Source organism: Actinacidiphila acidipaludis (assembly GCF_019890725.1).
Classification (GTDB): Bacteria; Actinomycetota; Actinomycetes; order Streptomycetales; family Streptomycetaceae; genus Actinacidiphila; species Actinacidiphila acidipaludis.
Genome location: NZ_JAINZZ010000049.1, coordinates 19,817 through 31,769 on the forward strand (window position 1 = coordinate 19,817; position 11,953 = coordinate 31,769).

Consider the following 11,953-nt stretch of genomic DNA (forward strand, 5'->3'; position numbering starts at 1 on the left):
GCAGCCGAGACGAGGAGGAAGGCGCCATGTCCGATCGAGAGACCGTTCCCGACCCGGTGCCGCACTGGGACCAGACCCAAGGCAAGCAGTGGGGGCAGACCCCTGAGCCCGCGCAGGAGCCCGCGAGCAAGCCGGCCGGAGCGAAGGCATGGACCCTCGGGATCGTCGCCGCCGTGGTCGCGGTGGCCGTCGTCCTGCTCATCGTGGCCATCGTCAGATCCTGAGGAACCGTTCCCGCGGCACGTCCGGTACGCGCCCTCGCGCTCCGGTACGCGCCCCCGCGCATCCGATCCGCGCCAGAGACGAATGAGGAATCGTGTACCACGAGAAAATCGGCGGCCGGCCGGCCGCCCACCGCCCTCCGAGCCGCATCACCACCGCCCAGCCGGTCATAGGCCGGCCCCGCACGTGCCTGCCCGCTCGGGCGGGGCGGACGGGCCCCGAAGCCTGGCGCTACCCCGAGGAGGACGACAGCACGGTCGTGCGGGGCCAGGACTGAACCCCGGGTCTGCGTGCCGGGACCCCGCCCCCGGATGAACGACTCCTCGAAGGCCGAGCACATGGCGTCGCGGCCGCTCACCGACGGTGGCCCTGCGCGGGTATCCGGGCGAGCGGGTTCGCGACAGGTGTTTGTGCCGGTCCAGCACGGTTAGCAGTGGTGCAAGTGTGGGTTCGGCGCCGACGGCGCCGGGCCGGCTCCGCGCGATGAAGGGGGCCTGATGACCCACCCCGGCGTACCCGACGTCCTGGAAGCGATCAAGGACGTGACGTTCCCGGCCGGCAAGGACGACCTGGTGGACGCGGCCGCAGCGGCCGGCGCCTCCGGCGACGTCGTCGCCGCGCTGCGGGCGCTCCCGCCCGAGAGCTACGGGAACCGCTCCGACGTGGCCCACTCCGTCCGGCTGGACGCGGCCTCCGACCTCGGCCTCAGCGAGGGGCAGCGCGCCGCGCAGGCGCGCGTCGGCGGCAAGCACGGCCTGGCGCAGCAGCTGCGAGAGGTTCCCAAGCCCCCCATCGAGGAGGAAGAGGAGCGCTGACCGCCCGGCCCGGCGCCGCTCCGGCCCCAAGACGCGCCTCGTCGGTCCCCTCCCCGCACACGTGACAGGTCGGGGCGGCCGCCGAGGCGCCCGACGGTGGACGCGGCCGCGGACGACGCGAGACGTCCCGCGGCTCCGACGTCCGCCGGGCTGTGCAGGCCCGCGATCAGCCCCGCGGTGAAGGCCGTCCCCGGCAGCAGCGGGGTCGGCCGCTTCGACGTCTTCCGGGGGGAGTAGCAGCACCTCTCGCGCAGCACCTCTCACTCGGCCGCCACGAGCGGATGTCCCGCCTCCGGCAATGCCAGGGCCCCGAGTTCGGGTCCGGTGCCGTCGCAGGCGGCCCGCGCACGTCCTCGTCGACCGACCGTCGTCCGGCGTCACCGGACTCGACTCCGCGCGCGAGCCGCCCGGCGGGGGCACGCCCTCCGTCCGCATCACCAGGTCACGCGCACCGGCCATCAGTACGACGTCCGCGCCGCACACCCCTGTCGTCGATGCCCCCTCCGGGGGGCATTTTCCGGCCATCCCGAGCCGTGCGGCTACCCGTGCCGTCCCAGCGCCGCACGGCGACGTCCCCCCGGGAGACGTAGGCCGCGCCCGCCCGAAGGCCGAGGCGAAGCTCAACTGCCCGTTGCCGAAACGACATCTATGACCCGGGCCACATCCGGCGGTGGCCTTCGGCGCATCGGCCGTGGCACGCACGGGAGTTGCCCGCGGTCCCCGGGGCGCACGCCCGTCGCCGCGCCTGCCAGCCGGTCTTCACGTGCGTGAAGACCTTGTGACGGGGAAGCCGGGCGGACGGGTGACGAAGCCGCCGAGGTCTGACAGGCGCCGACGACCCGTCACCTCCACCCAGTCCACCCAGTTGTCGCACAAGGGTTTGATCCCAGGGGCAGCGGTAACGCGAGACACCGAGGTCGCCATGGCCGAGAAGGACAGCACAACTCACAGCGACAAAAAGGAATCGACGGACACGGCACTCGGCCCGATGGACGTGGTCCGCGCGGCGCGCGACCAACTGGCCGAACTGACCGGTGTGACAGCGGAAGGAGTGTCGTCGCTGGCCCGCAACGAGGGCGGCGACGGCTGGGCGTTGACGGTCGAGGTGCTCGAGCTCGAGCGCGTGCCGGACACCGCGAGTCTGCTGGCCTCCTACGAGGTCACCGTCGACGACCAGGGCACGCTCACCGGTTACCGGCGTGTCCGCCGATACGAGCGCGGCAGGAGCGACCGCACCTGACCTACGGCTCAGGGCGCAGGCCCGTCCCCGCGCCACAGATCAAGGGAGGCACGCCCGACATGACGACGGCAATAGCCACACAGAACGGCCCCAGCCGCAGCGGAGGCGGCGGCTCCGGCAGCCTGTACGACGTGCTCGAACTCATCCTCGACCGAGGTCTGGTGATCGATGCCTTCGTGCGCGTCTCACTGGTGGGGATCGAGATCCTCAAGATCGACGTCCGCGTGGTGGTGGCCAGTGTGGACACCTATCTGCGCTTCGCCGAGGCCTGCAACCGCCTCGACCTGGAGTCCGGGCCCAACAAGGACCCGGGGCTGCCGGACATCGTAGGCAGCGTGACCGAATCGGGCGCCCGCGGCAAGACCAAGGGAGCGCTGGCCGGAGCGGCGGAGACCGTCTCCGAGGCCTTCCGCAGCAAGACGGGCGACGACGACAAGGAGTCGGCGCCGCGCCGCCGGACCTCCTCATCCGCCTCCGCGCGCCGCCGCAGCAGCAGCAGCAAGGAGGACGACGAGTGACCACCTACGTCTACGCGATCGCACGGGCGGACGATCTGGACCTGCCCGAGGACCTCACAGGCGTCGGCGACCCGGCCAGGCCGGTCCGCGTGGTGAAGCACGACGATCTGGCCGCAGTGGTGGCCGAGGCGCCGGCGGGGATCCGGCCCAAGCGCCGTGACCTGATGGCCCATCAGCGGGTCGTCGACGCGGCGGCGTCCAACGGCCCGGTCCTGCCGATGCGCTTCGGGAGCCTCGCCGACGACGACGGCGCCGTCGGCAAGGTGCTCGACGAGCGCGCCGAGCACTGGCGGGAGCGGCTGTCCGCGCTGGAGGGCAAGGCCGAGTACAACCTGAAGGCCGTCCACCGCACCGACGCCGTCATCCACCAGGTGCTCGCCGAGGAGCCGGAGATCCGCGCCGTCAGCGACGCGCAGCGGACGGCCGGCGGCGGCACCCACGAGGACAAGCTGCGACTCGGCGAGATGGTCGCGGCCGCGGTCAACGCCCGTGAGAAGCGGGACGCGGAACTCGTCCGGGAGAAGCTGGCGGGTCACGCGGAAGCCGTGCAGTCCGGTCCGGGCAGCCAAGCCTGGATCGCGGACCTGTCCTTCCTGCTGACCGCCGAGTCGGCCGGGCAGTTCCTGACCGCGGTCGACGAGCTGGCGCGGGACCACCCGCACCTGGAGCTGACGGTCAACGGCCCGCTCCCGCCGTACAGCTTCGTCGAGCCGGCCACGGCCTCGGCCGCCCCGGCGGTCTGACCCCGGAGCCGGACATGGGACTCATCGGATCACTGCTGCTCCTGCCGATGGCGCCGGCCCGGGCGACCGGGTGGGTGCTCCGGCAGGTGACCGCGGAAGCCGAGCGGCAGTTCTACGACCCCGCGGTGATCCAGAGCGAACTCGCCGCACTCGAACGCCGCCTGCAGAGCGGCGAGATCTCGGAAGCCGAGTTCGACAGGCTCGAGGACGAGCTCCTGGACCGGCTCGACGAGATCCGCAGACGACAGACAGAGGAGACGACTCCGACATGAACCAACGCGTGGGCCTGGCACTCGCCGTAGGCGGCGGGTACCTGCTGGGCAGGACGAAGAAGGCGCGACTGGCACTGGGCCTCGGTTCCATGGTGCTGGGCAAGAAGTTCAACATCACCCCCGCCGCGCTGCGGCAGTACCTCACCACGCAGCTCCGCGACAACCCGCACCTGGAACAGATCGGTTCCGAGCTGCGCAAGGACCTCGGAGGGGCGGGCAAGGCCGCGGCCTCCGCACTGACGACCCGTCAGCTCAACGGCATAGCCGACCGTCTGCACTCCCGGACCGCCGACCTGCAGGGCCGCCTGGACAAGGCCATCCCGGGCCGGGGCGGCCGCAAGGACGCCGACGACGTCGAGGACGACGACGAGTTCGAGGACGACGACGACACGGCAGCCGCGGCGGACGAAGACGCCGACGAGGCGCGGGACGACGACGCGCGTGACGACGAACCGCGCGACGACGACGAGGCGCGTGATGACAGGAAACAGGGCGGCCGGAGCGGCACGGCCCGCAGGGCGGCCGGCACCGCCAAGCGGCAGACCGGTGGCGGCCAGGGCGCGGCCAAGCCCGCGCGGACCGCCAAGAAGACCGCCGCCAAGAGCACGTCCGCGAAGTCCGGCGGAAGTGCGGGCAAGACGGCCGGCGGCACGGCCCGCAAGACCGCCGCCAAGGCGCCCGCCCGCAAGACGGCGGCCAAGGCACCGGCCCGCAAGACCGCGGCCCGCAAGGAGACCGCGGGCCGCCGGCAGGCGGGCAAGACGGCGGCCAGCGGCAACGCTGCGCGGCGCGGCACGTCCAAGCGGGAGGCCGACCGTGACTGACACTCTGCGCAAGGCCGTTACGGGCGGCGACGAAGAAGGCGGCAACCCGGCGGTCGACCGGCTGCGGGAAGAGCTGGAGGGCTACCTCGCGGCGCAGGCCCAGCGCCTGCTCGTCGGACTCGGCAGCACCCTCGGATCGGCCACCACGAAGCTCAACGACATGGCCGACGGCGAGGGCCCCGGGCTCTCCGGCATCGCGCTGGCGGGCGGCCGGAAGGCCCTCACCAACAAGCTGAAGGGCGAGAAGGGCGGATTCCTGCGCGGCGTCGTCGAGGAGGGCGCGGGCCGGCTGAAGGAGAACGTCACCGGAGCACTCAAGGGACTGACCGGCTCGAAGAAGCGCAAGGGCAAGGCGAGTTCGAAGCCGACCGTCATCCTGGAGTACGTCGACGTCGGCGTCCCCGTCCGCGAGGCGTACAACCAGTGGACGCAGCTGCAGGAGTTCAGCGAGTTCGCCAAGGGCGTGCGCGGGGTGAGTCCCAAGGATGACACCACCTCGGACTGGAACCTGAAGATCTTCTGGTCGAGCCGCAGCTGGCAGGCCAAGGTCACCGAGCAGATCCCGGACGAGCGGATCGCCTGGACCTCGGAAGGCGCGAAGGGCACGACCAAGGGAGTCGTCACCTTCCACCCGCTCGGCGAGAACCTCACCCGTGTGCTGCTCCTGGTCGAGTACCACCCGAAGGGCCTCTTCGAGAAGACGGGCAACATCTGGCGCGCCCAGGGCCGCCGGGTCCGGCTGGACCTCAAGCACTTCGCCCGCCATGTGAGCATGCGCGGCGAGGCCACCGGCGCCTGGCGCGGCGAGATCCAGGACGGCGAGGTCGTCGTCGATCACGACGAGGCGGTCGAGCGCGAAGAGGAAGAGGCCGCACAGGACGGCGGCGACGAGGCCTACGCGGCCGAGGACGCGCCCGACGGCGAGGCCGAGGACGGCTACGACGAGGAAGGCGCCTACGAGGACGGGGAGGACGGGGAGGACGGCGAGGCCGGCGAGGACGGCGCGTACGAGGACGACGACGCCGCCGGCGACGAGGCGCTCGACGACGGCGAACCGGCCGAGGACGACGAGCCCGTCGACGACGAGGGCGAGCCGCTCGACGAGTACGAGGACGAGGGCGAGCCGGTCGAGGACGAGGACGGCTACGACGACGAGCCGGCCGAGGACGAACTCGAGGACGTGCCCGCCGAGGACAGGAAAGCGCGATGACCACCGCCGCGCGGTACCCGGAACCGTACGGCTCCGGTACCACCAATCTCGCCGACATCCTCGAACGCGTGCTGGACAAGGGCATCGTGATCGCCGGCGACATCCGGATCAACCTGCTCGACATCGAGCTGCTCACCATCAAACTGCGGCTGCTGGTGGCCTCCGTCGACAAGGCGAAGGAGATGGGCATCGACTGGTGGGAGGACGATCCGTCGCTCTCGTCCGGCGCCCGCAAGCGCGGACTCGACCAGGAGAACCAGCGGTTGCGGCGCAGGATCGCCGAGCTGGAGGACGGGCACGGCGCGGCGGCCGAGGTCGAGGAAGGACACGAGGACCGGCACGAGGAGAGCCGGCACGAGGAGAGCCGGCACGAGGAGAGCCGGCACGAGGAGGTCGAAGGCGGATGACCGAGCTGCTGTACGCCTACGCCGTGACCGGGCGGGAGCCGGGGACGGCCGTGGCCTCGTACGGTCAGGGCGTCACCGGTGCCCCGGTGTTCCCGGTGGCGGAGGGCGAACTCGCCGCCCTGGTGAGCCGGGTTCCGGCCGCCGGGTTCGACGAAGTGGCGCTGCAGGCGCAGTTGGAGGACCTCGAGTGGCTGGAGCGGGTCGCCCGCGCCCACCACGAGGTGGTGGCCGCCGCGTCGTCCGCCGGCTGCGCCCTGCCGTTGCGCCTCGCCACGGTCTACCGCGACGAGGACGGCGTGCGGCGCATGCTGCGCACCGGGCACGACCGTCTGCGGGCGGAGCTGGACCGGCTGGACGGCCGGATCGAGTGGGGGGTGAAGGTGTACACCACGCCCGCGGCGCAGGCGGCCCCGGTCGGTCCCGCCGGTCCCGGTGCGGCCCCCGCCGGGCCGGCCGCCGCCCGCGGAGGTGCGGGCGGGACGGTGTCGGGGCGCGACTACCTGCGGCAGCGGCTCCGGCAGCGGCAGACCCAGGACGGCGTCCTGCAGCAGAGCAGCGACCTCGCGGACCGGCTCGACGCCGAACTCTCCCGCCTCGCCGAGGACCGCCGGGTGCACCGGCCGCAGGACCCCCGGCTGTCCCGCAGGGACGGGGTCAACGTCCTGAACGCCTCCTATCTGGTGCCGGCCGCCGACGCGCATGCCTTCGCCGAGCGTGCCCGCACGCTCGTCGCGGGCGAGACGCGCGTCCGGGTGGAGATGACCGGCCCCTGGGCGCCCTACTCCTTCGCCGGCACCGGTGCGACGGAGGCCCCATGACCACCGTCGCGGGCCCCGACCGCCTGCCCTCCGTGCCCGAGCCGCTCGCCCAGCGGCAGGTCGCCCTGGTCGACCTGCTCGACCGGCTGCTGGCCGGCGGGGTGGTGCTGGCCGGTGAACTGACGCTGCGGATCGCCGACGTGGACCTGGTCCGGATCCATCTGAGCGCGCTCATCGCCTCGATCGGGCCGCAACTGCCCTCGCCCTGGGAGGAGGACCCGCGATGACGACAGCTCCGGCCGGACGCCGCGGCCGTGTGGAGATCGACCACGACACCGTCGAGCGTGACCTGATGAAGCTCGTGCTGACGGTGGTGGAACTGCTGCGCGAGCTCATGGAACGGCAGGCCCTGCGCCGCGTCGACGAGAACACCCTCACCGAGGACCAGGAGGAACGCATCGGCCTGACCCTGATGCTCCTCCAGGACCGCATGAACACCCTGTGCGACCGCTACGGGCTGTCGCCCGAGGACCTCAACCTCGACCTGGGCCCCCTGGGCCCGCTCCTGCCGCGCGACTGACGTCCCCGCCCGCTGCCCAGCGCGGCCGGGACGCCGGCCGATTTCCGGGTGGTGGCGCGGCGAGGTATTGATGGAGGAGGGACCGGCCCGTCCGGGTACGGACCGCCGCGGGCGCGAGGTCCTCACCGCAGGGGGGAGCTGGACCCGAACCGAGGCGAACGTCGTGTTCCACGATCGAGAGGACGCCGGACGCAGGCTCGCGGCACGCTGCGGGCACCTCGCCGGGGACGACGTGATCGTCCTCGGCCTTCCCCGGGGCGGTGTGCCCGTCGCCGAGCAGGTGGCCGAGGCCCTGCACGCACCCCTGGACGTGTGCGTCGTGCGCAAGCTGGGCGTCCCGTACCAGCCCGAGCTCGGCATGGGCGCCATCGGCGAGGGCGGTGCCCGGGTGATCAACGACGACGTCGTGCAGGGCGCCCAGGTCGGAGCCGCGGACGTCGCCGCCGTCGAGGAGCACGAGCGGGGCGTCCTGCGCATGCGGGCCCGGCGCTACCGCGGCAGCAGCCCGCCCGCGCCGCTGGACGGCCGGACGGCGGTCGTCGTGGACGACGGCATCGCGACCGGCTCCACCGCCCGCGCGGCCTGCCGGATCGCCCGTGAGCGGGGTGCGCGCCGGGTCGTCCTCGCGGTTCCGGTGGCTCCGGTGGACTGGCGGGAGCGGCTCGCCGGCGCCGCCGACGACTACGTCACCGTCGAGACGCCGCGCGGCTTCGCCGCGATCGGCCAGTTCTACGACGACTTCACCCAGACCTCGGACGCGGAGGTCACCGCGTGCCTGGCACGGTCGGCGGAGCGTGACCGCGAAAACGGAGCAGCCGGAGCAGCCGGAGCGGACGTCCCGGGGGAGCCGGCGGCCGCGGTCCATCGCTCGGCCACGGCGTGGCAGGGGGAGACGCCGCTCCCGCCGGAGGCGCGGGAGGAACCAGTCGTCATCCCCGCCACCGGAGGCCGGCTCTCCGGCGATCTCACCGTTCCCGCCACCGCGGCCGGCATCGTGCTGTTCGCCCACGGCAGCGGGAGCAGCCGGCACAGCCCGCGCAACCGCATGGTCGCCGCCGCGCTCAACGAGGCCGGCCTGGGAACGCTGCTCTTCGACCTGCTCACCGACGACGAGGCGCGCGACCGTGCCAATGTGTTCGACACCGCCCTTCTCGCCGGACGCCTCGCCGAGGCCACCGCATGGCTGCGCACCAGGCCCGAGGCCGACGGCCGCACGGTGGGCTACTTCGGTGCCAGCACCGGCGCTGGCGCCGCGCTGTGGGCGGCCGCCGAACCCGGTACCGACGTGGCCGCGGTCGTCTCCCGCGGCGGACGGCCGGATCTCGCGGGAGACCGGCTGCCGCACGTCCGCCCGCCGACACTGCTGATCGTCGGCGGCCGCGACATCCAGGTCCTCGATCTCAACCGGCAGGCGCAGCTGCGGCTGCGCTGCGAGAACCGTCTCGCCGTCGTGCCCGGCGCCACCCACCTCTTCGAGGAACCCGGGACGCTGGAGAGCGTCAGCACCCTCGCGGCCGACTGGTTCACCCGGCACCTGTCCCGGACCCCGCAGCACACCTGACTCGCGTCCGGGATGTGACCGGGCGGCCGGGCGGACGCTGCCGCCGTGTGCGTCGTCCGGGTGACTCACCCGGCCGGGCGATGACTTCCGGGCCCCTCGGGTGTCGTTATGGGCAGAGGAAGGAGTCCGCCATGTCGACCCAGAGGACCGCACAGCAACCCGTCACCGAACTCGACCGCCGCTACAGCTCCGCGCTCAATCCCCGCCCTGGTGCCGCGGACGTCACCGCCACCGCGTGGGGGGACGCGGAGCGGCACCTGGAGTCCGCCGAGATCTTCTGGCTGTCCACCGTGCGGCCCGACGGCCGGCTGCACATCACGCCCGTGCTCGCCGCCTGGCACGAGGGGGTGCTGTACTTCTCCACCGGAGCCGGCGAGCAGAAGGCGAAGAACCTCGCCGGCGACGCGCACTGCGCGCTGACCACCGGGCGGAACTCGCTCACCGAGGGGCTGGACCTGGTGGTCGAGGGCACCGCCCGGGAGGTGACCGACCCGGCCGTCAAGGAGCGGATGATCGCCGCCTACACGGCGAAGTACGGCGCGCACATCACCTCGGCCGAGGGTTCCTTCCACGGGATCGACGACGCGATCCGCAAGGGGGACGTGGCCGTCTTCGCGGTCGCGCCCGGAACGGCGTACGGCTTCGGCCGGGACGACGGTGTGTACACGCACACGCGCTGGACGTTCTGAACCGGGCGCGGCGACGCGACCGGGGGAGCGATCCCGCCGGCCCGGGCGCGTCCCCCCGGCAACGACGCGCGGAGAGCACGAAGGGGTGGAGCGAGCGGCGTGCTCGCCCCACCCCTTGTACGCAGGGTGTTACTTCTTCTTCTGCTGGTCCTTGCCGCCGTACCGGCGCTGGAAGCGCTCCACGCGGCCCGCGGTGTCCACGACCCGCTGGCTGCCCGTGTAGAACGGGTGGCTGGCGGAGGAGATCTCGACGTCGATCACGGGGTAGGTGTTGCCGTCCTCCCACTCGACGGTCCGCTCGCTGGTGAGCGTGGACCTCGTGAGGAAGGCGAAGTCACCGGCCCGGTCCCGGAAGACGACGGGATGGTAATCGGGGTGGATTCCGGACTTCATAGCGTTCAGCGCTCCTCTCGGAACTCTACGTGGCGACCGGCTACGGGGTCGTACTTACGCAGGGTAAGACGATCCGGGTCATTTCGGCGGCTCTTGCGGGTCACGTAGGTGTAGCCGGTACCTGCGGTCGACCGCAGCTTGGTGATGGGGCGGAGGTCGTTGCGTGCCATGTCCACCTCAGCAATATGGTGCTGGTTTTCATTTCCATAGGATAGGTGACGTGCGTCACATGCCTCCATGGTCCCCCTCGGACGAGGGCGTCCGGCGCACCCGTCCACGCAGGCCTAACGCCCCCGCCCGTGATCGCTGTTCCGGCCCGCCGCGCGACCGCGCCCCGCCACCCATGACGGTGGCGGGGCGCAGTCGGGTCGCTCATCAGCAGTGGCCGACCCTGGTCTGGTTCGACACCTGTGTGGCGATCATGTAGCCGGTGCCGTACACCGTGTTGACCTTGAACCAGCGGTTCGTGCCGTCCCACCACTGGTTGTCGGTCCAGCAGACCATGCTCACCGGCGTCAGCCGCGGCATCTCGAAGTAGATGCCGCCGGAGCCGGCCGAAGCCGACAGGCTGCACGTGGAGGTGTTGCAGTACGACGGGCCGTAGGCCGACGCCGGGGCGGCGGACAGTGCCAGAGCCGCGGCGGCACCGGCGGCCGAGACCGCGGCGGCGGTGTACAGGGGCTTGATGCGCATGCGGACGTCCCTCCCTCAGGTCCGGCAGGATGCCGGTGGCACGACGGTAGGTGGCCCCGGAGGCAGCGGAAGGCCGCGTTGCAGGGCAGTCGGCGGCCCTGCAACGGGCGCGGACGGTCCGGGCGCGTTGTGTTAGGCGCGTTGTGTCAGGCGAGGTGCGTCAGGCCAGGTGCGGATGCCCGCCCGGATCCTCCCGCGATTCCCGGTGGACGACCGTGAAGTGCCGGTCGCCGCCGGGGGCGACGCCCGGGGTGACGAGTTCGTCGGCCACGGCGACGGCCAGGTCCTCGGCACTGATCCACGAGCGGCCGCCGGCCGTGGTGAGCAGCGTGCCGGCGCCGCGCCGGTAGCGGCCGGTCCGTTCACCGGGCCGCAGGTCGGCCGGCGGGCTCAGGTACACCCAGTCCGCCTCCCCGTGAGCCTGGCAGGCCCGCAGTTGGGCGATCCCGGCCTCGGCGACGGTCCGGTACTCCGGCGGAACGTAGCGCGGGTCGTCGGCGGCGAGCAGAGCCGGATCGTCGGGGCTGCGCAGGGCTCCGGCGCCGCCGACCACCAGGACGCGCATGCCGTGCCGGGCGGCGCAGTCCAGCACCGTCCGGGTGGTGGCCACCAGGAAGTCCGGGTCGGGCGGGAGGGTCCGGACCGTCACGACGACGGCGTCCGGGACGATGGGGGCCGGGACGATGGGGTCCGGGACGACGGGGTTCGGCGGGGCGGCATGCCGGTCGGTGGCCTGGGGGGTGGCGACCCTCGCGGTGGCGTCCGCGGCAGCGGCCCGTGCGGTGGTGGAAACCGAGGCGCCGTGGACGGCCCGGCCCTCCAGCGCGTCGCGCAGGGCGCGGCTGTCGGAGGCGTCGACCGCGACCGGTGTCACGAGCGGGCTCCCGTCCGCAGGCCTGCGGGAGAGGGCGAGCACGCGATGCCCGCGAGCCGCGATCTCGTCGACCACCCGGCTGCCCACCATGCCGGTGGCCCCGAGGACCGCGACGGTCCTGCGCTTGTTCATCGGTTTCTTTTCCGTGGGACCC

Annotated in this window: 19 protein-coding genes; 15 read left to right on the forward strand and 4 right to left on the reverse strand. The window is 72.8% G+C overall.

Annotation, left to right across the window (positions count from 1 at the left end):
• Nucleotides 1–26 precede the first annotated feature (26 nt).
• The 15 genes from K7862_RS28155 (at nucleotide 27) to K7862_RS28220 (ending at nucleotide 9,839) form a co-directional block, all read left to right on the forward strand.
• Nucleotides 27–224: a hypothetical protein gene (locus tag K7862_RS28155; protein ID WP_222967420.1), complete on the forward strand. Its 198-nt coding sequence runs from the start codon at nucleotides 27–29 to the stop codon at nucleotides 222–224.
• A 92-nt stretch (nucleotides 225–316) separates the two neighbouring features.
• Nucleotides 317–499 carry a hypothetical protein gene (locus tag K7862_RS28160; RefSeq protein WP_222967421.1) on the forward strand — a complete coding sequence of 61 codons (183 nt, stop codon included), beginning with the start codon at nucleotides 317–319 and terminating at the stop codon, nucleotides 497–499.
• Between the two features lie 220 nt (nucleotides 500–719).
• The gene (locus tag K7862_RS28165) at nucleotides 720–1,037 is read left to right on the forward strand and encodes a DUF2795 domain-containing protein (RefSeq protein ID WP_222967423.1); all 318 of its coding nucleotides are present in this window, start codon (nucleotides 720–722) and stop codon (nucleotides 1,035–1,037) included.
• 922 nt (nucleotides 1,038–1,959) lie between these two features.
• The gene (gvpO, locus tag K7862_RS28170; RefSeq protein ID WP_222967426.1) at nucleotides 1,960–2,277 is read left to right on the forward strand and encodes a gas vesicle protein GvpO; all 318 of its coding nucleotides are present in this window, start codon (nucleotides 1,960–1,962) and stop codon (nucleotides 2,275–2,277) included.
• 59 nt (nucleotides 2,278–2,336) lie between these two features.
• On the forward strand, nucleotides 2,337–2,795 hold the full coding sequence (locus tag K7862_RS28175) for a gas vesicle structural protein GvpA (RefSeq protein WP_222967428.1): 459 nt from the start codon (nucleotides 2,337–2,339) through the stop codon (nucleotides 2,793–2,795).
• On the forward strand, nucleotides 2,792–3,538 hold the full coding sequence (locus K7862_RS28180) for a GvpL/GvpF family gas vesicle protein (RefSeq protein ID WP_222967429.1): 747 nt from the start codon (nucleotides 2,792–2,794) through the stop codon (nucleotides 3,536–3,538). The genes K7862_RS28175 and K7862_RS28180 overlap by 4 nt, the downstream gene beginning before the upstream one ends.
• A 14-nt stretch (nucleotides 3,539–3,552) precedes the next feature.
• On the forward strand, nucleotides 3,553–3,810 hold the full coding sequence (locus K7862_RS28185) for a gas vesicle protein GvpG (protein ID WP_222967430.1): 258 nt from the start codon (nucleotides 3,553–3,555) through the stop codon (nucleotides 3,808–3,810).
• Complete coding sequence (locus K7862_RS37870; RefSeq protein WP_262413947.1) at nucleotides 3,807–4,634, forward strand: hypothetical protein; 828 nt, start codon at nucleotides 3,807–3,809, stop codon at nucleotides 4,632–4,634. Before K7862_RS28185 ends, K7862_RS37870 begins: the two co-directional genes overlap by 4 nt.
• A complete protein-coding gene (locus K7862_RS28190) occupies nucleotides 4,627–5,844 on the forward strand; it encodes an SRPBCC family protein (protein WP_308012228.1) in 1,218 nt (405 codons plus the stop codon). The genes K7862_RS37870 and K7862_RS28190 overlap by 8 nt, the downstream gene beginning before the upstream one ends.
• Nucleotides 5,841–6,251, forward strand: a complete 411-nt coding sequence (locus K7862_RS28195) for a gas vesicle protein (RefSeq protein WP_222967432.1) — start codon at nucleotides 5,841–5,843, stop codon at nucleotides 6,249–6,251. Before K7862_RS28190 ends, K7862_RS28195 begins: the two co-directional genes overlap by 4 nt.
• Nucleotides 6,248–7,069: a GvpL/GvpF family gas vesicle protein gene (locus K7862_RS28200; protein WP_222967433.1), complete on the forward strand. Its 822-nt coding sequence runs from the start codon at nucleotides 6,248–6,250 to the stop codon at nucleotides 7,067–7,069. Before K7862_RS28195 ends, K7862_RS28200 begins: the two co-directional genes overlap by 4 nt.
• Nucleotides 7,066–7,296, forward strand: a complete 231-nt coding sequence (locus K7862_RS28205; protein WP_222967434.1) for a gas vesicle protein — start codon at nucleotides 7,066–7,068, stop codon at nucleotides 7,294–7,296. The genes K7862_RS28200 and K7862_RS28205 overlap by 4 nt, the downstream gene beginning before the upstream one ends.
• Nucleotides 7,293–7,589 (forward strand): gas vesicle protein K, encoded by a 297-nt coding sequence (locus tag K7862_RS28210; RefSeq protein ID WP_222967435.1) that lies wholly within the window; start codon nucleotides 7,293–7,295, stop codon nucleotides 7,587–7,589. Before K7862_RS28205 ends, K7862_RS28210 begins: the two co-directional genes overlap by 4 nt.
• Nucleotides 7,590–7,752: 163 nt before the next feature.
• Complete coding sequence (locus K7862_RS28215) at nucleotides 7,753–9,150, forward strand: phosphoribosyltransferase family protein (RefSeq protein ID WP_308012229.1); 1,398 nt, start codon at nucleotides 7,753–7,755, stop codon at nucleotides 9,148–9,150.
• Between the two features lie 131 nt (nucleotides 9,151–9,281).
• On the forward strand, nucleotides 9,282–9,839 hold the full coding sequence (locus K7862_RS28220; protein WP_222967438.1) for a pyridoxamine 5'-phosphate oxidase family protein: 558 nt from the start codon (nucleotides 9,282–9,284) through the stop codon (nucleotides 9,837–9,839).
• Nucleotides 9,840–9,968: 129 nt separating this feature from the next.
• On the opposite strand, the gene K7862_RS28225 is transcribed toward K7862_RS28220, so the two are convergent.
• From K7862_RS28225 to K7862_RS28240, 4 genes are all read right to left on the reverse strand, one after another.
• Nucleotides 9,969–10,232 carry a type B 50S ribosomal protein L31 gene (locus tag K7862_RS28225; protein ID WP_222967440.1) on the reverse strand — a complete coding sequence of 88 codons (264 nt, stop codon included), beginning with the start codon at nucleotides 10,230–10,232 and terminating at the stop codon, nucleotides 9,969–9,971.
• A 5-nt stretch (nucleotides 10,233–10,237) separates the two neighbouring features.
• Entirely contained in the window at nucleotides 10,238–10,402 is a 165-nt protein-coding gene (gene rpmG, locus K7862_RS28230) for a 50S ribosomal protein L33 (protein ID WP_222967441.1), read from the reverse strand.
• A 205-nt stretch (nucleotides 10,403–10,607) separates the two neighbouring features.
• Nucleotides 10,608–10,925 (reverse strand): hypothetical protein, encoded by a 318-nt coding sequence (locus K7862_RS28235; RefSeq protein WP_222967443.1) that lies wholly within the window; start codon nucleotides 10,923–10,925, stop codon nucleotides 10,608–10,610.
• Between the two features lie 160 nt (nucleotides 10,926–11,085).
• Entirely contained in the window at nucleotides 11,086–11,931 is an 846-nt protein-coding gene (locus K7862_RS28240) for an NAD(P)-dependent oxidoreductase (RefSeq protein ID WP_222967445.1), read from the reverse strand.
• Between the last annotated feature and the right edge of the window lie 22 nt (nucleotides 11,932–11,953).

Coding starts and splice junctions, on each gene's coding strand:
- K7862_RS28235 (WP_222967443.1), bottom strand. CDS start 10,925: ATGCGCATCAAGCCCCTGTACACCGCCGCCGCGGTCTCGGCCGCCGGT.
- K7862_RS28175 (WP_222967428.1), top strand. CDS start 2,337: ATGACGACGGCAATAGCCACACAGAACGGCCCCAGCCGCAGCGGAGGC.
- K7862_RS37870 (WP_262413947.1), top strand. CDS start 3,807: ATGAACCAACGCGTGGGCCTGGCACTCGCCGTAGGCGGCGGGTACCTG.
- gvpO (WP_222967426.1), top strand. CDS start 1,960: ATGGCCGAGAAGGACAGCACAACTCACAGCGACAAAAAGGAATCGACG.
- rpmG (WP_222967441.1), bottom strand. CDS start 10,402: ATGGCACGCAACGACCTCCGCCCCATCACCAAGCTGCGGTCGACCGCA.
- K7862_RS28240 (WP_222967445.1), bottom strand. CDS start 11,931: ATGAACAAGCGCAGGACCGTCGCGGTCCTCGGGGCCACCGGCATGGTG.
- K7862_RS28195 (WP_222967432.1), top strand. CDS start 5,841: ATGACCACCGCCGCGCGGTACCCGGAACCGTACGGCTCCGGTACCACC.
- K7862_RS28185 (WP_222967430.1), top strand. CDS start 3,553: ATGGGACTCATCGGATCACTGCTGCTCCTGCCGATGGCGCCGGCCCGG.
- K7862_RS28220 (WP_222967438.1), top strand. CDS start 9,282: ATGTCGACCCAGAGGACCGCACAGCAACCCGTCACCGAACTCGACCGC.
- K7862_RS28200 (WP_222967433.1), top strand. CDS start 6,248: ATGACCGAGCTGCTGTACGCCTACGCCGTGACCGGGCGGGAGCCGGGG.
- K7862_RS28225 (WP_222967440.1), bottom strand. CDS start 10,232: ATGAAGTCCGGAATCCACCCCGATTACCATCCCGTCGTCTTCCGGGAC.
- K7862_RS28165 (WP_222967423.1), top strand. CDS start 720: ATGACCCACCCCGGCGTACCCGACGTCCTGGAAGCGATCAAGGACGTG.
- K7862_RS28205 (WP_222967434.1), top strand. CDS start 7,066: ATGACCACCGTCGCGGGCCCCGACCGCCTGCCCTCCGTGCCCGAGCCG.
- K7862_RS28155 (WP_222967420.1), top strand. CDS start 27: ATGTCCGATCGAGAGACCGTTCCCGACCCGGTGCCGCACTGGGACCAG.
- K7862_RS28210 (WP_222967435.1), top strand. CDS start 7,293: ATGACGACAGCTCCGGCCGGACGCCGCGGCCGTGTGGAGATCGACCAC.